Source organism: Acidovorax sp. 62 (assembly GCF_002754495.1).
GTDB lineage: Bacteria > Pseudomonadota > Gammaproteobacteria > Burkholderiales > Burkholderiaceae_C > Acidovorax.
In genome coordinates this window covers 321,174-339,325 of record NZ_PEFJ01000001.1, presented here as the reverse complement: position 1 = coordinate 339,325, position 18,152 = coordinate 321,174, and the positions used below count along the sequence as shown (strand labels likewise).

General features: G+C 64.7%; 19 protein-coding genes. 7 read left to right on the top strand and 12 right to left on the bottom strand.

All coding sequences use genetic code 11. The features are described from left to right. Positions 1 to 123 precede the first annotated feature (123 nt). A complete protein-coding gene (locus CLU86_RS01535) occupies positions 124 to 1,488 on the bottom strand; it encodes a CHASE3 domain-containing protein (RefSeq protein WP_099740347.1) in 1,365 nt (454 codons plus the stop codon). Between the two features lie 123 nt (positions 1,489 to 1,611). On the opposite strand from CLU86_RS01535, the gene CLU86_RS01530 reads away from it, so the two are divergent. Next, complete coding sequence (locus CLU86_RS01530) at positions 1,612 to 2,244, top strand: response regulator transcription factor (RefSeq protein WP_099658258.1); 633 nt, start codon at positions 1,612 to 1,614, stop codon at positions 2,242 to 2,244. Between the two features lie 192 nt (positions 2,245 to 2,436). On the opposite strand, the gene CLU86_RS01525 is transcribed toward CLU86_RS01530, so the two are convergent. The 4 genes from CLU86_RS01525 to gpmA all read right to left on the bottom strand — a co-directional run bounded on the left by CLU86_RS01525 (position 2,437) and on the right by gpmA (position 6,087). Continuing rightward, positions 2,437 to 2,811: a response regulator gene (locus CLU86_RS01525; RefSeq protein WP_099659054.1), complete on the bottom strand. Its 375-nt coding sequence runs from the start codon at positions 2,809 to 2,811 to the stop codon at positions 2,437 to 2,439. 144 nt (positions 2,812 to 2,955) lie between these two features. Continuing rightward, the gene (locus CLU86_RS01520; RefSeq protein WP_099740346.1) at positions 2,956 to 3,711 is read right to left on the bottom strand and encodes a molybdopterin-synthase adenylyltransferase MoeB; all 756 of its coding nucleotides are present in this window, start codon (positions 3,709 to 3,711) and stop codon (positions 2,956 to 2,958) included. Between the two features lie 79 nt (positions 3,712 to 3,790). Then, a complete protein-coding gene (locus CLU86_RS01515; RefSeq protein ID WP_099658256.1) occupies positions 3,791 to 5,227 on the bottom strand; it encodes a S41 family peptidase in 1,437 nt (478 codons plus the stop codon). 116 nt (positions 5,228 to 5,343) lie between these two features. Next, entirely contained in the window at positions 5,344 to 6,087 is a 744-nt protein-coding gene (gpmA, locus tag CLU86_RS01510) for a 2,3-diphosphoglycerate-dependent phosphoglycerate mutase (protein WP_099740345.1), read from the bottom strand. Between the two features lie 72 nt (positions 6,088 to 6,159). Between gpmA and CLU86_RS01505 the strand changes: the two genes are divergently transcribed. The 4 genes from CLU86_RS01505 to CLU86_RS01490 all read left to right on the top strand — a co-directional run bounded on the left by CLU86_RS01505 (position 6,160) and on the right by CLU86_RS01490 (position 8,567). Continuing rightward, positions 6,160 to 6,567, top strand: a complete 408-nt coding sequence (locus tag CLU86_RS01505) for a rhodanese-like domain-containing protein (RefSeq protein ID WP_099740344.1) — start codon at positions 6,160 to 6,162, stop codon at positions 6,565 to 6,567. Positions 6,568 to 6,593: 26 nt separating this feature from the next. Beyond that, entirely contained in the window at positions 6,594 to 6,854 is a 261-nt protein-coding gene (gene grxC / locus CLU86_RS01500) for a glutaredoxin 3 (protein WP_099658253.1), read from the top strand. Between the two features lie 136 nt (positions 6,855 to 6,990). Continuing rightward, positions 6,991 to 7,443 (top strand): protein-export chaperone SecB, encoded by a 453-nt coding sequence (gene secB, locus CLU86_RS01495; protein ID WP_099658252.1) that lies wholly within the window; start codon positions 6,991 to 6,993, stop codon positions 7,441 to 7,443. Positions 7,444 to 7,556: 113 nt separating this feature from the next. After that, the gene (locus CLU86_RS01490) at positions 7,557 to 8,567 is read left to right on the top strand and encodes an NAD(P)H-dependent glycerol-3-phosphate dehydrogenase (protein ID WP_099740343.1); all 1,011 of its coding nucleotides are present in this window, start codon (positions 7,557 to 7,559) and stop codon (positions 8,565 to 8,567) included. A gap of 68 nt (positions 8,568 to 8,635) precedes the next feature. On the opposite strand, the gene lysA is transcribed toward CLU86_RS01490, so the two are convergent. Continuing rightward, a complete protein-coding gene (gene lysA, locus CLU86_RS01485; RefSeq protein WP_099740342.1) occupies positions 8,636 to 9,880 on the bottom strand; it encodes a diaminopimelate decarboxylase in 1,245 nt (414 codons plus the stop codon). Positions 9,881 to 10,039: 159 nt separating this feature from the next. Between lysA and CLU86_RS01480 the strand changes: the two genes are divergently transcribed. Beyond that, positions 10,040 to 11,002, top strand: a complete 963-nt coding sequence (locus CLU86_RS01480) for a LysR family transcriptional regulator (RefSeq protein WP_099740341.1) — start codon at positions 10,040 to 10,042, stop codon at positions 11,000 to 11,002. A gap of 262 nt (positions 11,003 to 11,264) precedes the next feature. Here CLU86_RS01480 and CLU86_RS01475 read toward each other — a convergent pair whose 3' ends face one another. The 6 genes from CLU86_RS01475 to CLU86_RS01450 form a co-directional block, all read right to left on the bottom strand. After that, positions 11,265 to 11,615, bottom strand: coding sequence for an RNA-binding protein (locus tag CLU86_RS01475; RefSeq protein ID WP_099740340.1), 351 nt, complete (start codon positions 11,613 to 11,615; stop codon positions 11,265 to 11,267). Between the two features lie 114 nt (positions 11,616 to 11,729). Then, the gene (locus CLU86_RS01470; protein ID WP_199175074.1) at positions 11,730 to 11,969 is read right to left on the bottom strand and encodes a hypothetical protein; all 240 of its coding nucleotides are present in this window, start codon (positions 11,967 to 11,969) and stop codon (positions 11,730 to 11,732) included. Between the two features lie 315 nt (positions 11,970 to 12,284). Further along, complete coding sequence (gene coaD, locus CLU86_RS01465; protein ID WP_099658248.1) at positions 12,285 to 12,785, bottom strand: pantetheine-phosphate adenylyltransferase; 501 nt, start codon at positions 12,783 to 12,785, stop codon at positions 12,285 to 12,287. Between the two features lie 204 nt (positions 12,786 to 12,989). Beyond that, positions 12,990 to 13,685 carry a 16S rRNA (guanine(966)-N(2))-methyltransferase RsmD gene (rsmD, locus tag CLU86_RS01460; protein WP_099658247.1) on the bottom strand — a complete coding sequence of 232 codons (696 nt, stop codon included), beginning with the start codon at positions 13,683 to 13,685 and terminating at the stop codon, positions 12,990 to 12,992. Beyond that, positions 13,682 to 15,031 (bottom strand): pitrilysin family protein, encoded by a 1,350-nt coding sequence (locus CLU86_RS01455; RefSeq protein WP_099740339.1) that lies wholly within the window; start codon positions 15,029 to 15,031, stop codon positions 13,682 to 13,684. Before CLU86_RS01455 ends, rsmD begins: the two co-directional genes overlap by 4 nt. Before the next feature lie 20 nt (positions 15,032 to 15,051). After that, positions 15,052 to 16,548 (bottom strand): pitrilysin family protein, encoded by a 1,497-nt coding sequence (locus tag CLU86_RS01450; RefSeq protein WP_099740338.1) that lies wholly within the window; start codon positions 16,546 to 16,548, stop codon positions 15,052 to 15,054. 367 nt (positions 16,549 to 16,915) lie between these two features. Here CLU86_RS01450 and ftsY point away from each other — a divergent pair, with 367 nt between their 5' ends. After that, positions 16,916 to 18,079 (top strand): signal recognition particle-docking protein FtsY, encoded by a 1,164-nt coding sequence (ftsY, locus tag CLU86_RS01440; protein ID WP_099743211.1) that lies wholly within the window; start codon positions 16,916 to 16,918, stop codon positions 18,077 to 18,079. Positions 18,080 to 18,152 lie beyond the last annotated feature (73 nt).

The following is an 18,152-nucleotide window of genomic DNA, read 5'->3' as shown; positions in this document are numbered from 1 at the left end:
GTCGATGACGGCACGCCAGGGCCATCGCGGGCAACGGCCGGGCCATACGCCGCGATGCCGCGAAGTGCGATCCGCTGGCCTGCTGGGCCTGCCAGGAGCCCTCTGGCAGGCCAGCAGCAGCGATCAACGCTGCAGGGGCAGCACAGCAGACAGCAACGTGCCGTTGCCTGGGCTGGAGTGCACGCTCAGGCGCCCGCCGGCAGCCTCCACCCGGTGGCGCATGCCCGCCAGCCCGTGCGAGGAAACGCGCACGCTGGCGGGGTCAAAGCCCGTGCCGTTGTCATGCACCTGCACCGCCACATGCTTGGGGTGGGCGTGCACAGACACCAGCACTTTGGTGGCCTGGGCGTATTTGCCAATGTTGGTCAGCGCTTCTTGCACCATGCGGTAAACAGTCAACTGCGCGCCCCCAGGCAGCTCCACCTGCTCGAGGTTGGTTTCCACCTCGATGCCAGCGCGCTGTGCGTACTCGCGGGTCAAAATTTCCAGCGCGGCCGTCAGCCCCAAGTGCGACAGGGACGACGGGCGCAGGTCTTCAATGATGCGGCGCTTGAGGGCGATGCCGCTGTTGAGCGTTTCGGTCAGATGCTTCAAGCGCTCTGCCACATCCGGCACGGTGGCGTCGATCTTGGACTTCAATCGCGCTACATCAAGCTTGGCGGCCGTGAGCAATGCACCCAGTTCATCATGCAGCTCGCGGGCCAGGTGGCCGCGCTCGTCTTCGCGCACTTGCTGCAGGTGGTTGGCCAGTTCTGACAATGTGGCCGTGCGCTCGCGCACCAGGCCCTCCAGCCGGTCGCGCTCATGCTCCAGCAACGCCTGCTCGCGCTGGTTGACCAACAGCAGCGCATGGGCTTGGCGCAGGTACATGAAAAACGCCAGCAGGCCAATTGCCGTCACCGTCGCAATGCCAATGCGCGAGAGCATCAGCGATTGCAGAATCTGCTCCTGCCCCAGTTGGACCTTAGCCGAGCTGCGCTCAATCAGCGCATGCGCGTGCTTTCGGATTTCGTCCATGTTCTCGCGCCCCATGTCGGTGTGCAAGACGAACTTCCAGGCATCTTCATTGCCTTGCCTGCGCAGCCGCAGGCTCAGCTCCATCTCGGCCAACTTGCGCGACACCTGGCGCGACAGGTGGGCCACCTCTTGCAAATCTTCTTTCGAATCCACAAACTGGTTGCGCAGCGTATCCAGATGGCTTTGCACCGCCGTCATGGCCTTGTCGTAGGGCTCCAGGTAGGTGTCGTTGCCCGTGAGCAGATAACCCCGCTGGCCCGTTTCCGCGTCCAGCATGCTTTGCAGCAAACTGTTGACTGCACCGCGCGTTACCTGCCACTGGCTCATCTGGCGCACGGCATCCTGCGAGCGCATGTGCCCCGTTTCATTGATACCCACCAATACTGCGGCGGCGAGTAGGGCCATGGGCAGGCTCAGCGCCATGCGCCGCACCTTGGGAAGCCAGCGCTGAAAGGTTGCTTGCAGTGTCATAGATTGGAATCAGGATAGAGTTTCATGGTCTGCGTGCTGCGCGCTACCGGCCAAACAGCACCCACCGCAGGGTTTCAACATCTCACCGCAGGCGGCTTGTCCGCCCTTTTGAAAGAACGTTCAATGATCAAAATTGGCATTGTGGATGACCACGCAATTGTTCGCACCGGCTTGCGCCAGTTCCTGTCGGAGCATGTTGATCTGCGGGTGGAAGGCGAAGCGTCTAACGGCCGTGAAGCCATCGACCTGGTGCGCAACCATGAAATCGACGTGCTGCTGATGGACCTGTCGATGCCCGGCCAAAGCGGCCTGGATGCACTGGCCATGCTGCGTGCCAAGGCGCCAGACATGGGCATCCTCATCCTGAGCGGCTACCCTGAAGAACACTACGCCATCAACCTCATCCGCCAGGGTGCCAGCGGCTATCTGAACAAGGAGTGCGAGCCTTCCGAGATCGTGGAGGCGATTCGCGTCATCTCGCTGGGCAAACGCTACCTCACTCCCACCGTAGCAGACCTGCTTGCGCAGCAGCTCAACCGCAAGGACGATGCCCCGCCGCATGAACAACTGTCCGAACGCGAGTTCCAGGTCTTCTTGAAACTGGCCAAAGGCGAAACCGCCGGAGACATTGCCAAAGACTTGTCGCTGAGCGTCAAAACCGTCAGCACCTACCGCACGCGGCTGATGGAGAAAATGGCACTCTCGTCCAACAGCGACCTGACGTACTACGCGCTCAAGAACCAGCTGATTGATTGAGAGGGAGGGCAGGCTTTGCCTGCCCGATGGGCCAGGGTTGCGCCGCGCCCTAGGCCTTGCCACAAGCACGCAAGCCGCCATACCAGAGTCTCCAGCGCGTGAGGAAAGCGGCTCCCAACGATGGGCCCCACCGCGTGGGCGGCAGCGCAAAAACACAGTCAGCGCCACCGCACGATCACTGCAAAGCGCACCTCAAGGGCGGCTGCGTTCCATGCAGTAATCCACCAGCGCATCGATTTCGTTGGACTTGTCAAACACCGCATCCACGCCCAGTTGGGCACAGCGCATGCGGATGTCAGGGGTGGCGTAGTTGCTCAGCACCACCATTTTTTGATCGGGGTTGCGTGCACGGCAAGCCTCCAGCACACCCAGGCCGCTGCCTTGGCGCAAGAAGAGATCCACAATCGCCAAGTCCCACTGGGCTGCGCGCTCTGTGAGCCAGGTCTTGCCTTCGTCCTCGGTTTCGGCGAAACCTACAGGCTCTATCGACGCAAGCTCTTCCAGAGTGCCAATGAGATTTTCTCGGATGGTGGCGTTGTCTTCAACAATGTAGGTACGGAGTTTCACAGGCTGGCCCAATGCTCTGGCCTCCCACAAACGAGGTGCGGCCGAGCCCTTACTGTACGTGCATCTTTTTTACAATTTTGCCAGCCAGCACTGGCGCAGACCGTAGGAATATTCCTACTCCCTGCCCAATCGGCAGGCCTGTCGTTACGGGCCGCGATGGCCGCAAACCTTGCAGCCGCTGTCGCGCGGCACCTTCATCGTGCTCCACTCCATGCTGCGTCCGTCCAGCATCAAGAGCCGCCCCGTCATCGCTGGCGCAGCCCCCGACACCAGCTTGAGCGCCTCTGCCGCCTGCATGGCGCCTATCACCCCCACCAGCGGCGCAAAGACGCCCATGGTGGAGCATTGCACCTCTTCAAACTCTGCATCCGGCGCAAACATGCACGCGTAGCAGGGCGACGCCGCATCGCGTGGGTCGAACACCATGATCTGGCCATCAAACCGGATCACCGCCCCCGCCACCAAAGGCACACCATGGCGAATGCAGGCTGCATTGACGGCATGGCGTGTGGTGTAGTTGTCGCTGCAGTCCAGCACCACACTGGCCTGGGGAACCCAGGTGTCGAGCAGCGCTTCATCGGCCTTCTGCTGCAAGGTCGTGATGTGCACATCAGGGTTGATGGCGTGCACCGCCTGCGCAGCCGACGCGACCTTGGGCTGCCCCACCCGGTCGGTGGTGTGGGCCACCTGCCGCTGCAGGTTGGTCAGGTCGACCACATCGTGGTCTACCAGCGTGAGGCGCCCCACCCCGGCAGAGCCCAGGTACAAGGCGGCTGGCGAGCCCAACCCACCGGCACCAATGACCAATGCATGCGCGGCCAGCACCCGCTCCTGTCCTTCAATCCCTACCTCATCGAGCAGGATGTGGCGCGAGTAGCGCAGCAGCTGTTCATCGGTCATTGTTTGTCATCCACCACGTTAAAAAGGCCGGGCTCCTTGCGGGAGCCCGGCCTTGTTCACACAGAAAACCAAGCGGGGCTTAGTTTTCCTTCTTTTCTTCCTTGCGCTCGGTCAGCGTCTTGCTCACCAGCACTTCGCGGCCCTTGAGCTTGTTGAGCGCCTGGGTGAGCTGGAAGTCCTTGTCGGTACCAAACTCGGGCAGCTTGCGCTCCGCCGCTGGCTTTTTGGCTTCTTCTTCCAGACGCTTGCGCGCTTCCTCACGGGCCTTTTCGCGGGCCTCATCCTTTTGCTCTTCGCCTTGACCGCTGCCCAGGTGCTTGTCCAGGTCGGCTTCACGCATGCGCAGGGCGGCAAACACATTGCCCTCTTCCGACTCGTCGATCATGACGTCAGGCACGATGCCCTTGGCCTGGATGGACTTGCCGCTGGGGGTGTAGTAGCGGGCGGTGGTGAGCTTGATGCCCGTGTCCGGCCCCAAAGGCCGCACCGTTTGCACCGAGCCCTTACCGAAGGTCTGGCTGCCCATGATGGTGGCGCGCTTGTGGTCTTGCAACGCACCGGCCACGATTTCGCTGGCAGAGGCGGACCCCTCATTGACCAGCACCACCAGGGGCACCGATTTGATCCCTGCGGGCAGGCGGCGCAGAGGGTCGCTGCCGCTGCGGCGTTGGTAAAACTCGGGCGACGCCTTGTAGGTCGCTTTGCTCTCAGCCAACTGGCCGTTGGTGCTGACCACGGTCACGTTCTCAGGCAAGAAAGCTGCCGAGATCGCCACCGCCGCATCCAGCAAACCACCGGGGTCGTTGCGCAAGTCCAGCACCAGGCCCTTGAGGTTAGGGTCTTGCTTGTAGACGTCTTCGACCTTGCGCACAAAGTCGTCCACCGTACGTTCCTGGAACTGAGACAAGCGGATCCAGGCGTAACCTGGCTCCATCACCTTGCCTTTGACGGACTGGGTTTTGATTTCTTCACGGATGATGGTCACCGGGAAGGAGCGGTTTTCGTCCTTGCGGAAGATGGTGAGCGTGACCTTGGTGTTGGGCTCGCCCCGCATGCGCTTGACCGAATCGCTGAGCGACAGGCCCTTGACGGCGGTGTCGTCGATCTTGGTGATCAGGTCGTTGGTCTTGAGCCCGGCGCGGAAGGCAGGTGAGCCCTCGATGGGGGACACCACCTTGATGAGGCCCTCTTCCTGCGTGATCTCGATGCCCACGCCCACAAAGCGGCCCGTGGTGCCTTCGCGGAATTCCTTGAACGACTTCTTGTCGAAATACTGCGAGTGCGGGTCCAGGCTGGAGACCATGCCCGAGATGGCATCGGTCATGAGCTTCTTGTCATCCACAGGCTCGACATAGTCAGTCCTGACAAGGCCAAACACGGCAGACAGCTGCTGCATTTCTTCCAGCGGAAGCGGCACCATGGCACCGCGTGCCACGGTCTGCAATGACACGGTGGTCAGCGCACCGGCCACCACACCTACCGACACCCATCCTGCAATTTTGAGTTTCTGGCCCATACAACACCTTTTACCGCTTCAATATACACCTTGGAAGGGCCGCGCCCGTCGCAGTTCCGCGCGGGCGCTCACTTTGGCAGGATCTGGAGGGATTTTCCCGCAGATTTACAGCGTCTTTACGCTTTGCCTTGCGAAGCCACGGCTGCAGCGGCCTTGGCCGCAGCTTCTGCATCGCCCAGATAGTAGTGGCGGATGGGCTTGAGGTTCTCGTCCAGCTCGTAAACCAGCGGAATCCCGTTGGGAATGTTCAGGCCCACGATGTCGCCGTCGGAGATGTTGTCCAGGTACTTGACCAGGGCGCGGATGGAATTGCCGTGCGCAGCCACCACCACGCGCTGGCCCGAGCGAATGGCCGGGGCCATGGTGTCGTTCCAGAACGGCAGCACGCGGGCCACGGTGTCCTTGAGGCACTCAGTCAGCGGGATTTGCTCGGGGCTGAGCTGGCTGTAGCGGATGTCGCTGCGCTCGCTGCGGGGGTCGGTGGCTTCCAGCGCTGGCGGGGGGGTGTCGTAGCTGCGGCGCCACACCAGCACCTGCTCATCGCCATATTGCTTGGCCATGTCGCCCTTGTTCAGGCCCTGCAGCGCGCCGTAGTGGCGCTCATTCAGGCGCCAGCTGTGCACCACGGGCAACCAGGTGCGGTCCATCTCGTCCAGGGCATGCCACAGGGTGCGCGTGGCGCGCTTGAGCACGCTGGTGTAGGCCACATCAAACTCGTAACCATCGGCCTTGAGCAGGCGGCCGGCGTTCTTGGCCTGGTCCACGCCCGTGGGGGTGAGGTCCACGTCGGTCCAGCCGGTGAAGCGGTTTTCAAGGTTCCAGGTGGATTCGCCGTGGCGGATCAGAACGAGTTTGTGCATGGTTTCCCTAGAAAGAGCGGGTCAAAACCTTACATTCTAAAATTGCTCTGTTTGCCAACCCAAGGAATCTTCGTGAAATTCTTCATCGACAACTGGTATTTGCTCGTCGTAGCCCTCGCATCGGGCAGCATGCTGCTGTGGCCCACACTGCGCAGCGCTAGCGCTGGCTCGCTTTCCCCGGCCCAGGCCGTGCAACTCATCAACCGGGAAAAAGCCGTCGTCATCGACGTATGCGAAGCCGAGGAATTTGCCGCAGGCCACGTGGGTGGCGCTAAAAACGTGCCCCTGGGCCAACTCGAAGAGCGCCTGCCCAGCCTCGTCAAGAACAAAAGCCTGCCCGTGGTGCTGGTGTGTGCCTCTGGCGCCCGTGCCAACCGCGCGGCGGCTGTGGCCAAAAAACTGGGCTACGAAAAAGCCGAAGCCCTGGCCGGCGGCCTCAAAGCCTGGCGCGATGCCAGCATGCCCGTCGAAAAAGCCTGAACGCCCCTTTACTGCAGGAGAGCACCATGCAACCCGTCAAGATGTACACCACCGCCGTCTGCCCTTACTGCATTCGCGCCAAGCAGATTCTCAAATCCAAAGGCGTGGAGCAGATTGAGGAAATCCGCATCGACATGGACCCCGAAGCCCGCAACCACATGATGGAGATCACCGGCCGGCGCACCGTGCCGCAAATCTTCATTGGCACCACCCATGTGGGCGGCCACGACGATCTGGTGGCACTGGATGGACGTGGGGGCTTGATGCCGCTGCTGGGCGCTGCCTGATTCTGGCAATCCCACCTACGGGCGCTGCATAATGCAGCCCCATGTGCCCGCTGCGGGAGCTGATCCCCGGCGGGTTTTGTTTTGCAAGCAACTTCAGTTTGAGCAAACGTAAATCGTAAGTAGAGAGACTTAACCCATGGCCGATCAAGACACCCCCGTTTTCCAGATCCAGCGCGTTTACCTGAAGGACCTGTCGCTCGAGCAGCCCAACTCCCCCGCCATCCTGCTCGAACAAGAGCAACCCAGCGTGGACATCCAGCTGGGCGTGGAAGCCGCCCCCGTCGCCGATGGCATCTACGAAATCTGCGTCACGGCCACCGTGCAGACCAAGATCAAGGAAAAGACCGTGTTCCTGGTCGAAGCCAAGCAAGCAGGCATCTTTGAAGTGCGCAACATCCCTGAAGACCAAATGGGCGCCATCATGGGCATCGCTTGCCCCCAGATCGTGTACCCCTACCTGCGCGGCAACGTGGCCGACCTGATCAACCGCGCTGGCTTCCCGCCCGTTCACTTGGCCGAAATCAACTTCCAGGCCATGTACGAGCAACAACAGCAAGCCGCAGCGGCCGACACCGCCGTGGCCCAGTAAGCCACCGGCATCGCTGCATTGGCACCCATTTGCGATTCGTTTTGCAGATTGGATTTGCAGACCAACAAGGGGCCTTCGGGCCCCTTTTGCTTGATACAAGGGCGTAAGCAGCTATGAAAATCGTAGTACTCGGCGCAGGCGCCTGGGGCACTGCCGTGGCACTGAGCGCTGCGCAGCACCCTGCGGGCCATCAGGTCACGCTGTGGGCCCGCAGCACACCACAGGCCAGCAGCATGCAGGCACTGCATGAAAACCGCCACTACCTGCCCGGCATTGCACTGCCCCCCTCTTTGCAACTGGCCAGTGGCGACGCACTGGCCGCTTGCGCGCAGGCAGACCTCATCATCGTGGCCACCCCCATGGCCGCCCTGCGCGGCATGCTCACGCAATTGCAGGGCAGCGCCGCCCCTGTGGCATGGCTGTGCAAAGGGTTTGAGGCGGCTCACGGCGCGCACTCTGCCGCAGGCTTGCTGGCGCACGAGGTGTGCGCCCAGGTGGCGCCCGCGCTGCGCGCGGGTGTGCTCAGCGGCCCCAGCTTTGCGCTGGAAGTGGCCCGCAACCAGCCCACAGCGCTGGTCGCAGCCAGCGAACACGCGGCCGTGCGCGACACCCTGGTGGCCGCCTTCCACAGCCCCAGTGTGCGGGTGTATGCCAACGAAGACATCGTGGGCGTGGAGGTGGGCGGCGCGGTAAAAAACGTGCTGGCCATTGCCACCGGCCTGTGCGATGGGCTGCAGCTGGGCCTGAACGCCCGCGCCGCACTCATCACCCGGGGCCTGGCCGAGATGACCCGGCTGGGCGTGGCGCTGGGTGCGCGGGCAGAGACCTTCATGGGCCTGTCGGGCATGGGCGACCTGGTGCTGACAGCCACTGGCGACCTTTCGCGCAACCGGCGGGTGGGCCTGCTGCTGGCCGAGGGCAAAACGCTGCAGCAAGCCGTCGAATCCCTGGGCCATGTGGCCGAGGGCGTTTACTGCGCCCGCACTGTGGCGCAGCGCGCAGCGGGCTTGGGCGTGGACATGCCCATCACGCAGGCCGTGGTGGCGCTGCTGGACGGGGGCATGACCCCAGCCCAGGCCGTGGCAAGGCTGATGGGGCGCGGCCCGGCCTCAGAGCAGGTCTAAAAGAACCGCCGCTTAATCACGAAAACAAAAGGGGGCCGCCAAGGCCCCCTTTCTTTTTCGCCGAGGTGTTACAGCCCCAACTCCAGCGCCAGCAACTCGTCCACCGTCTGGCGGCGGCGGATCAGGCGGTGCTCAGCGCCGTCCACCAGCACTTCGGCAATCAGCGGACGGGTGTTGTAGTTGGAGGACATGGAGGCGCCATAAGCCCCCGTGTCGTGCAACACCACCAGGTCGCCCACCTGCGCGGCGGGCAGGTCGCGCGGCAGCACCACGCCACCGTCGCCCTGGGTGAACACATCGCCCGACTCGCACAGCGGACCAGCCACCACGGTGGGCTGGCTGGCGCCCTGGCTGCCATCGCGGCGCAGCACGCTCATGGCGTGGAAGCTGCCGTACATCGAGGGGCGCATCAACTCGTTGAAGCCGGTATCGACCAGCACAAAGTGGTTGTTGCCCGCATTCTTGGTGGCGCGTACCTCGCCCAGCAGCACACCCGATTCGGCCACCAGGAAGCGGCCGGGCTCAATCTCCAGCCCGAGCTTGTGGCCCACGATGGCCTCGGCCTGCTGGCGTGCGGTGTTCCACAGGCCGTAGTAGTGCTGGGTGTCGATGACCGGCTCGCCCGCGCGGTAGGGGATGGACAGGCCGCCACCGGCCGAGATGGCATGCAGGTCATGCCCCGCCGCATGTGCCGTGCGCACCAGCTCCACCATGGCACCGCACACTTCGGCCAGGTGGCCGTAGTCCACGCCCGAGCCAATGTGCATGTGCAGGCCCGCCAGCGTCAGCCCCTGCTCGCGGATCGTCTGCAGCGCCAGCGGCAGGTCGGTGTGCCAGATGCCGTGCTTGCTGTGCTCGCCGCCCGTGTTGGTCTTGTTGCTGTGGCCATGGCCAAAGCCGGGGTTGATGCGCAGCCACACGGCGTGGCCCTTGGAGCGGGAGCCCAGCTGGCGCAGCATGTCGATGGAGCCTGCATTGACGGGCACACCATGCTCCACCACGCAATCGAGCGTGGCCGCGTCGAACAGGTCGGCGGTGAACACAATTTCAGACGGCTCACCACCCGCTTTGAAGCCCGCCGCCAGCGCCCGCAAGATTTCACCGCGCGAGACGGCGTCCACCTTCACGCCCTGCTCGCGCATGAGCTTGAGGATGTGGATGTTGGAGCAGGCCTTTTGTGCAAAGCGCACCGTATCGAAGTTGGACACCTGCGCAATGCGCTGGCGGATGGTGGCCGCGTCGTACACCCACAGCGGGGTGCCAAACGCGTCGGCCAAGGACCACAACTGGGCGGGGGTAAAGGGGTTGGACATGCAGGGCTCCAGGAATGCCGATCCACGGCAAGGAAAACGAACAACAAAAGACACCATGGCCCGCCATAAGGTGAGCAGCCTGCGCATCATGCCGCGGCCCATCCATCCAGTCCAATGGCAATTTTTCCATAGTCAATTCATTTTAGATATGCTTTGAACATGCCCACCCACCCTGCTTCAAACACCAGCCCCGCGCGCAGCGCCCTCATCACCCACCGGCACATCGAAGTCTTTCGCGCCGTGATGACGGCCAGCAGCGTGACCCAGGCCGCCGCCCTGCTGGCCAGCTCGCAGCCCACCGTCAGCCGCGAGCTGGCCCGGCTGGAGCAGTTGCTGGGCTACCCGCTGTTTGAGCGGCAGCAGGGCCGGCTGCGCCCCAACGCCCGTGCGCTGGCCCTGTGGGATGAGGTGCAGCGATCGTGGCAGGGGCTGGAGCGCGTGGTGGAGCGGGCCGTGGCCCTGGGCCAATCGCACGAGGCCCAACTCTCGGTGCTGTGCCTGCCCGCCCTCGCCCACGCCCTGCTGCCCGGTGCCATCGCCCGGCTGCTGCAAACGCAGCCCCACCTGCGCGTGTCCATCACGCCGCAAGAATCGCCGCTGCTGGAGGAATGGATGAGCGCCCAGCGCTTTGACCTGGGCCTGAGCGAGCAAGCCGCCACGCCCCCCGGCGTGCAAGCCGTGCCGTTACTGACGCTGGACGAAGTGGCCGTGCTGCCCGCCGGGCACGCACTGGCGAACCAAGCCGTTCTGCGTTTGCAGGACTTTGCAGGCCAGCCGTTTGTGAGCCTGTCTGCCGACGACCCTTACCGCCGCCAGATCGACGAACGCTTTGCCCAAGCGGGCGTGGCGCGCCAGTTGCACCTGCAAACCCACAGCGCCGTGGCCGTGTGCGCGATGGTGCAGCAAGGCCTGGGGCTGGCCATCGTCAACCCGCTCACGGCCCTGGCCATGGCGGGGCCAGGGCTGGTGGTGCGCAGGCTGGGGTTCTCCGTGCCGTTCAGCGTCAACGCCTTGCTGCCGCTGTACCGCCCGGCGCTGCCGGAAGCCCAGCCACTGGTGCAGTCTTTGCAGGAGCAAGCCCAAGAAGTCACCGCAACGCTACAACGCTTGCTGGCCCCATAGACATCCTGAGGTAGCGACGTACCTTCGGCAAAAAACAGGTCTAGCGCTTATAAAACAAGCGCAAGCAGCTACACTTTTCATAGCAAATTGCCCTGCTTCGCATCCGCTAAAGCCCAAGGCGGCACGGCAATGACTGCGACCACCGCGTTTGTCGCGTTAAACAGTGCTGCCGAATGCATGTAGCCCAGTGCAGCAAGCACAGACGAAAAAAACCGGCCTCAAGGGCCGGTTTTCGTTGGGAGCGCAGGAAGCCGCGCAGCAATCAGTAGCGACCGCCGCCGAAGCCACCCGAGCCATAGCCCACGTCGGAGCGTTTGTTCGACGTGTACTCGCCAGCGTTATGCCCCCCGGCGCCACCACCGGCCTCACGCGGGCGGGCCAGGTTCACGACAATCGAGCGCCCATCCACGGACATGCCGTGCAATGCAGAAATGGCCGCCTGAGCGACTTCTGCCGAAGCCATTTCCACAAAGCCAAAACCCTTGGAACGGCCGGTTTCGCGGTCCATCATGACCTTGGCGGAAGAGACTCCGCCGAACTCGGCAAAGTTGCTTTGCAGGCTGGCATCGGTCACGGAATAAGGCAGGTTGCCCACATAAATTTTGGTGCTCATGGAGAAGTCTTTCTGGTGAGGGGCGCGCAGCGAACGGCGCACGGGGAAGAATCGGTGTGCGAACTTGAGAGTCCGCCGCGATGGCAAAGAGGGGGTCGGCAGTGGGCTGATGGGTCAGCACACCGGGGGGTGCGGCATGCAAGCTTGCAGCCAGCCCTGGGTCACCGCGAACAGACGGGCGGCTTCGGGCGAAGCAAAGGCTTTGTCAAAGCGGAACACGCGGCAGTAGCTGCCGTTGCCTTGAGACCGGTGGACCGAGAAGGAGGCGCGAAAGCGGCCACAGTCGGTCGGGTGTGTCGCGGGCGAAACGACGTACTGGCCCATGGAAATGGCTGTCTTGGAAATCTGGTGCATTCAGGGGAAACGCATACCCGGACCGGGTTGCGTGAGCTTCAAGGGAACACAGTTGGCGGTAGCTCTACCGTCCAGCTGGGCGACAAGGGTCGCAAAAGGCGGCTAGCGCGCGCTGGTGAAAAACCGCCGCGCTAGCGTTGCAAAGACGGCGCGGCTTGCCGCCGCCCTGTCGATACAACGGCGTCTAGTATATGGCCAAACACATAAAAAGGCCAAACAATATTCTTCAAAGTTTTATAACGCCACGCTTGGCCGCGTGGCGCTCGGCCCATCGCCCATCGCAGGGTGGGGCTGCTTCGTAGCAACAGGGCCCCGTCACCCCGCCGCCATCCCCCGCACCTTCGCCGCCAAGCGCTCTTGCACGGCGGGCGAGACGAACTTGTCCACTTCTCCGCCCAGCACCGCGATCTCGCGCACAAAGGTGCTGCTGATGAACTGGTACTTGTCGCTGGGGGTGAGGAAGACGGTTTCCACCTGCGGCATGAGGCTGCGGTTCATGCCTGCAAGCTGGAACTCGTAGTCAAAGTCGGTCACGGCGCGCAGGCCGCGCACCATGGCCTTGCCGCCGCGCGCCACCACAAAGTCGCGCAGCAGGCCCGAGAAGCTCTCGACCTGCACCTGTGGGTATTGGCGCGTGGCCTCGCGGACCATGTCGATGCGCTCTTCCAGGCTGAACAGGGTTTTTTTGTGGTGGCCGGCGGCCACGGCCACGATGACCTGGCCGAACAACTGGGTGGCTCTGCGCACCACGTCTTCATGGCCCAGGGTGATGGGGTCGAAGGTTCCGGGGTAAACGGCGAGGACGTTGTGGGCCATGGCGGGCTGTCTCCTGTGCTGACGGAATGGTCGTTGGCCCTGTGCCGGGCCGCGTGGGCGCATTATGCAGAGTGCACTGCAACATGGATGGCAGCGGCCAGCCCAGGCCACTTGGCAATTCACATAAAAATAGCTGCCAGCGCTTGATAAACAGGCGCTGGCAGCTATCAACTCAATAGCAATCTAATCGCAAATCAAGCGCAATTACAGCGCCACGGCGCGGCGCAGCAGGTGCGCGTGTACCGCCCCGGCCTTGAGGTGGCGGTGCACTGCCAGCCCCCAGGCGGCCAGCTCCTCGTCGGCCCAGGCGCGGGGGGCTTCCAGGTACACAAAGCCTTGCGCAGACACTGCCTGGGCGGCGGCTTGCAGGGCGGGGGTGAATAAGTCGCTGCCAAACGGCGGGTCGAGCAACACCAAATCCAGGCTGCCCGGCGCGGCTTGCTTGAGGGCCGCCACGCCATCGCCGCGCTGCACCCGCATGGCGGTAGCCTGCAGGCGCTGCTGCAGGGTGTGCAGCTGGGCCACCAGGGCGGCATCGCTTTCCACCAGTTGCACGCTGGCGGCGCCGCGCGAGGCGGCCTCAAACCCCAGCGCGCCGGTGCCTGCAAAGGCGTCCAGGCAGCGCCAGCCGCTCAGGTCCTGGCCCAGCCAGTTGAAGAGGGTTTCGCGCACGCGGTCGGGCGTGGGGCGCAGGCCGGGGCGCTGGGCCACGGGCAGACGGGTGCGCTTCCAGGCGCCACCGATGATGCGCACCTCGCCCGCGCCTTTGGGGGCCGCAGCGGCAGGCTTGTCTTTGGCGGCACCCTTTTTGCCTGCCGGGGCGGCAGGCGCTGCGGCAGCGGCCTGGGCCTTGCGGATTTCGGCGTTGATGGCGGTGGTTTTCAGGGTCGAGCGGCTCATGGCTTGCCCCCCACCACCACAGTCACCATGCGTTCAGGCTGCAGCTTTTTGGCCATGGCCGTGCGCACATCGGCCACGGTGAGGGCTTCCACCTTTTGCGTCCAGTGGTCCAGATAGTCGAGCGGCAGGCCATTCCAGGCGATGTTGGCCACGTTGCCCAACAGCTTTTTGTTGCTGTCGATGCGCAGCGCAAAGCCGCCGATCAGGTTGTCCTTGGCGGCGCGCAGCTCGGCCTCGGTGGGGCCTTCGGCCACAAAGCGCTGCACCACGTCACGCGCCACCTTCACGGCCTGGGCTGCCTGGTCGGGCCGGGTTTGCAGGCCGATGGTGAAGGCGCCAGCGTGAAGGCCGCCCGCAAAGTAGCTGTAGACGCTGTAGCTCAGGCCACGCTTTTCGCGCACTTCTTCTGTCAGGCGCGAGACAAAGCCACCGCCGCCCAGGATGTGGTTGCCCACCAGCAGGGCCAGGAAGTCCGGATCGCGGCGCGGAAAGCCGGGCTGGCCAATGAGCACGTGGGCCTGGGCAGAGGCGAAGGGGATGGCCTGCTCGGCCGCCGCCTTCAGGGGCTCGACCTCAGGCACCGCAGGCAGGGGCGCGCATTCGGCACCCGTGGCAGGCAGGCGGGCGAGCAGCTTGGTCACCAGCTCTTGCGCCTGGCTGCGGCTGACGGCGCCCACGATGCTGACACGGGCGCGGCAGGCCGCCACGGTTTGCGCATGGAAGGCCTGCAGGTCTTGCACGCTGATGCGGGCCAGCGTGTCAGGCGTGGTGCGCAGGCCGTAGGGGTGGCTGCCGTACACGGCGGTGGCAAAGGCCTCGGCCGCCACATTGGCGGGGCGGGTGGCGGCCTCGCGCAGGCTGGCGGACCAGCGGGCGCGGTCGCGGGCCCAGATGTCAGCGGGCCAACTGGGCTCGGCCAGTTGGCGGGCGGCCAGGCGGGCGGCGCGGTCGAGCAGCGGTGCGTCCGTCAAAGAGCGCAGCGAGTAGCGCAGGGCGTCGTTGTCGGCCCCGGCTTCAAAGCCTGCGCCCAGGTCGGCCCAGGCCTCGCCCAGAGCGTTTTCGTCCAGCGCGGCTTCGGCGCCCTGGCCTTTGACACCTTTGGCCGCCATCAGCGCCAAGGCGCTGGCCAGGCCGGACTTTTCCGCCGGGTCGCGGCGGCTGCCTGCGTCAAAGTCGATTTGCACGTCCACCATGGGGATGACGGGGCTTTCGACCAGCCAGACCTTGGCGCCGCTGGGCTCTGTCCAGTGCTGGATGGGGAGCAGCGCCCAGGCGGGCGCAGCATAAAAAACCACGCTAGCGCACACCAGACAAGCGCTGGAAGCTACTTTTTTGATAGCAATCATGTAAATATCCAAAGCTGATGTCAGTGCAGGATCGCCCCGGCGGGCAAGGCGGGACGTGGGCGGGCGCCTTCCAGGGGCTGGGGCAGCAGGGTGGCCACGGTGAGCTGGTCGTCGCCAAAGTACTTGGCGGCCACGGCTTTGACCTCCTCGGGGGTGATGGTGCGCAGCAGTGTGAGCAGCCGCTCTTCCGCATCGAGCGGGAAGCCCTGCACCCAGTTGCCGCCCAGCTCCTGCGCCTGGTTTTGCACCGAGTCGCGCTCGTACACAGTGGAGGCAATCCATTGCGTTTTGACGCGGGCCAGCTCGGCCTCGCTCACGCCGTCTCGGGCCACACGGGCCACTTCGGCGCGCAGGGCTTCTTCGACCTGCTGCGCGGTTTTGCCCGCAGCGGGCACGCCGGTGAGCATGAACAGCGACGGCCCACGGCCCGTGACCATGGCCGAGCTGCCTGCGTTGTCGGCCACGGGCTGCTCGCCCTGGCTCAGGGCGCGCTCCAGCCGCGCGCCGTCGTAGCCGCTGAACACGGCCGACAGCACCAGCAGGGCCAGGGCATCGCGGTCAGAGGCCTGCAAGTCCTGCACGCGCGACAGCGAGGGCACTTTGTAGGCCAGTGCCACATAGGCTTGCTCTGCCGGGGCCTTCACGGCCACGCGGCGCAAGCCCTGCTGCACGGGTTCGGTGCGGGGCTTGCGCTCGGGCACGGCGTGCGCGGGCAGGCTGCCGTAGTACTTTTCGGCCAGGGCGCGCACCTTGGCCACGTCCACATCACCGGCCACCACCACCACGGCATTGGCGGGCGTGTACCACTGGCGGTGGAAGGCGCGCGCGTCGCCCGGCGTCATGGCGTCCAGGTCGCTCATCCAGCCCACGATGGGGCGGCGGTAGGGCGATGCGTTGAAGGCGGTGGCAAAGAGCTGCTCGGCCAGCATGGCGCGGGGCTGGTCTTCGGTGCGCAGGCGGCGCTCTTCTTTCACGACTTCCAGCTCTTTCTTGAACTCTTCGTCGGGCCAGTGCATGTTGGCAAAGCGGTCGGACTCCAGCCGCATCACGTCTTCAAGCCGCTGGGCCGGGATTTGCTGGTAGTAGCCGGTGTAGTCACGGCTGGTGAAGGCGTTCTCACGCCCGCCCAAAGCAGCCACGCGGCGCGAAAAGTCGCCCGGCGGCACGGTTTTGGAGCCCTTGAACATCATGTGCTCCAGCACATGGGCCACGCCCGAGGTGCCGTCCACCTCGTCCATCGAGCCCACACGCACCCACACCATGTGCACGGCCGTGGGCGCGCGGTGGTCGGGCTGCACGATGAGCTGCATGCCATTGGCCAGCGTGAACAGCTGGGCACCGGCCGCGTTGGTGGCCTGGGCGACCTTGGCATGTGGGCCAGAGGCCCCTGCCGCTCGCCCCGCAGAGGGCGCAGCCACAGGGGCTGCAGAGGAATCCAAACCCGCAGCCATCACGTGGGTGACGGCTGTGGCACTGAGGCAGGCCAGAAGGCCCAGTAGGGTGAAAGCGCGTTTCATAGAATGCAGTGATTCTAAGAACCCGCCAATGTTCAGTTTTTTCAAGAAAAAGCCCACCCCCTCGCCCGCGACGACTGATGCCCCAGCACCAGCCCCCGCGCCCGTCGCCACGCCTGAAGCTGCGGCCAGCCCCGCACCTTCGGCGCCCCATGCCCCCGATACGCCCGCGCCAACGGCGCCCGCCCCCGCTGCAGCCCCTGGCTTTGGCTGGCTGCGCAATCCGTTTGCGGCCAAGCCGCCGGTGCCAACGCCCGGGCCAGCCACCGCAGCGGCGCCAACACCAGCAGCACCATCCCCCACACCAGCGCCTGCCAGTCCCCCTGTAGCCGCACAGCCACCGGCTTCGGCACCGGAAACTGTTGCACCAGTGACTGCTGCGCCGGTGGCCGCCTATGCCCCGGCAGCGCCTGTACAAACCGCCCCGCCAGCATCCCCTGCCCCGGTGCTGAAGGCACAACCCCCCGTAACGCATGCAGCACACGCAACGCAGGCAGCGCCCCTTGCGCCCGTGGCAGCGTCCCTTGCGCCAGCGGCAAAAGCACCGCAGGCACCCGTGGTGCACAGCCCACCCGCTGCTGCGCCAGCCGTGGCCTCCGCTCCCGCAGCCCCAGCGCCAGCCCCCGCAGCGGCAGAACGCAAGGGCTGGCTCGATCGCCTCAAAGCGGGCCTGCGCAAAACGGGCTCCAGCATTGCCACGGTGTTCACTGGCACGCAAATCGACGATGCCCTTTACGAAGAGCTGGAAGAGGCCCTGCTGATGGCCGACACCGGCGTCAAGGCCACCCAGCACCTGCTGGACGACCTCAAGCGCCGCGTGAAGGAGACCAAGACCACCGACCCCGCCGCCGTCAAAGGGCTGCTGGCCGATGCCCTGGCAGAGCTGCTGCGCCCCCTGGAAAAGGCCTTGGTGATTGGCGAGCACACCCCCACCGTCATCATGGTGGCAGGCGTCAATGGCGCGGGCAAAACCACCTCCATCGGCAAGCTGACCAAGCACCTGGCCAATGAAGGCGCCAGCGTGCTGCTGGCCGCCGCCGACACCTTCCGCGCTGCTGCGCGCGAACAACTGGGCGTGTGGGCCGACCGGAACACCGTGGAAATCGTGAGCCAGGAAGGCGGCGACCCCGCCGCCGTGAGCTTTGACGCCGTGACGGCAGGCAAGGCCCGGGGCAAAGACGTGGTGCTGGTGGACACCGCTGGCCGCCTGCCCACGCAGCTGCACCTGATGGAAGAGCTCAAAAAGATCAAGCGCGTGGTCACCAAGGCCGACGGCACCGCCCCGCACGAGGTGCTGCTGGTGATTGACGGCAACACGGGCCAGAACGCGCTGGCGCAGGTGCGATCATTTGACGACGCGCTGCAACTGACCGGGCTGATCGTGACCAAACTGGACGGCACAGCCAAGGGCGGCGTGCTGGCCGCCATTGCGCAAGAGCGCCCCATCCCCGTGTATTTCATCGGCGTGGGCGAGAAGCTGGAAGACCTGGAGACCTTCAACGCGCGCGAGTTTGCGCAAGCGCTGCTGTCCTGATCCCTTCCCCCCATTCAGGGTGCCCATGGGGCGCCCTGAAGTGCCCGCCGCCACGGTGCGGGTACAAATCCCG

What these genes read in the sequence shown, in the direction of transcription:
- CLU86_RS01455 (WP_099740339.1), bottom strand. Translation starts at nt 15,031, where the DNA reads ATGATTGCTATCAAAAAAGTAGCTTCCAGCGCTTGTCTGGTGTGCGCT.
- CLU86_RS01515 (WP_099658256.1), bottom strand. Translation starts at nt 5,227, where the DNA reads ATGGGCCAGAAACTCAAAATTGCAGGATGGGTGTCGGTAGGTGTGGTG.
- CLU86_RS01475 (WP_099740340.1), bottom strand. Translation starts at nt 11,615, where the DNA reads ATGAGCACCAAAATTTATGTGGGCAACCTGCCTTATTCCGTGACCGAT.
- CLU86_RS01530 (WP_099658258.1), top strand. Translation starts at nt 1,612, where the DNA reads ATGATCAAAATTGGCATTGTGGATGACCACGCAATTGTTCGCACCGGC.
- CLU86_RS01490 (WP_099740343.1), top strand. Translation starts at nt 7,557, where the DNA reads ATGAAAATCGTAGTACTCGGCGCAGGCGCCTGGGGCACTGCCGTGGCA.
- CLU86_RS01470 (WP_199175074.1), bottom strand. Translation starts at nt 11,969, where the DNA reads ATGCACCAGATTTCCAAGACAGCCATTTCCATGGGCCAGTACGTCGTT.
- coaD (WP_099658248.1), bottom strand. Translation starts at nt 12,785, where the DNA reads ATGGCCCACAACGTCCTCGCCGTTTACCCCGGAACCTTCGACCCCATC.
- CLU86_RS01480 (WP_099740341.1), top strand. Translation starts at nt 10,040, where the DNA reads ATGCCCACCCACCCTGCTTCAAACACCAGCCCCGCGCGCAGCGCCCTC.
- CLU86_RS01535 (WP_099740347.1), bottom strand. Translation starts at nt 1,488, where the DNA reads ATGACACTGCAAGCAACCTTTCAGCGCTGGCTTCCCAAGGTGCGGCGC.
- grxC (WP_099658253.1), top strand. Translation starts at nt 6,594, where the DNA reads ATGCAACCCGTCAAGATGTACACCACCGCCGTCTGCCCTTACTGCATT.
- rsmD (WP_099658247.1), bottom strand. Translation starts at nt 13,685, where the DNA reads ATGAGCCGCTCGACCCTGAAAACCACCGCCATCAACGCCGAAATCCGC.
- gpmA (WP_099740345.1), bottom strand. Translation starts at nt 6,087, where the DNA reads ATGCACAAACTCGTTCTGATCCGCCACGGCGAATCCACCTGGAACCTT.
- lysA (WP_099740342.1), bottom strand. Translation starts at nt 9,880, where the DNA reads ATGTCCAACCCCTTTACCCCCGCCCAGTTGTGGTCCTTGGCCGACGCG.
- secB (WP_099658252.1), top strand. Translation starts at nt 6,991, where the DNA reads ATGGCCGATCAAGACACCCCCGTTTTCCAGATCCAGCGCGTTTACCTG.
- CLU86_RS01520 (WP_099740346.1), bottom strand. Translation starts at nt 3,711, where the DNA reads ATGACCGATGAACAGCTGCTGCGCTACTCGCGCCACATCCTGCTCGAT.
- CLU86_RS01450 (WP_099740338.1), bottom strand. Translation starts at nt 16,548, where the DNA reads ATGAAACGCGCTTTCACCCTACTGGGCCTTCTGGCCTGCCTCAGTGCC.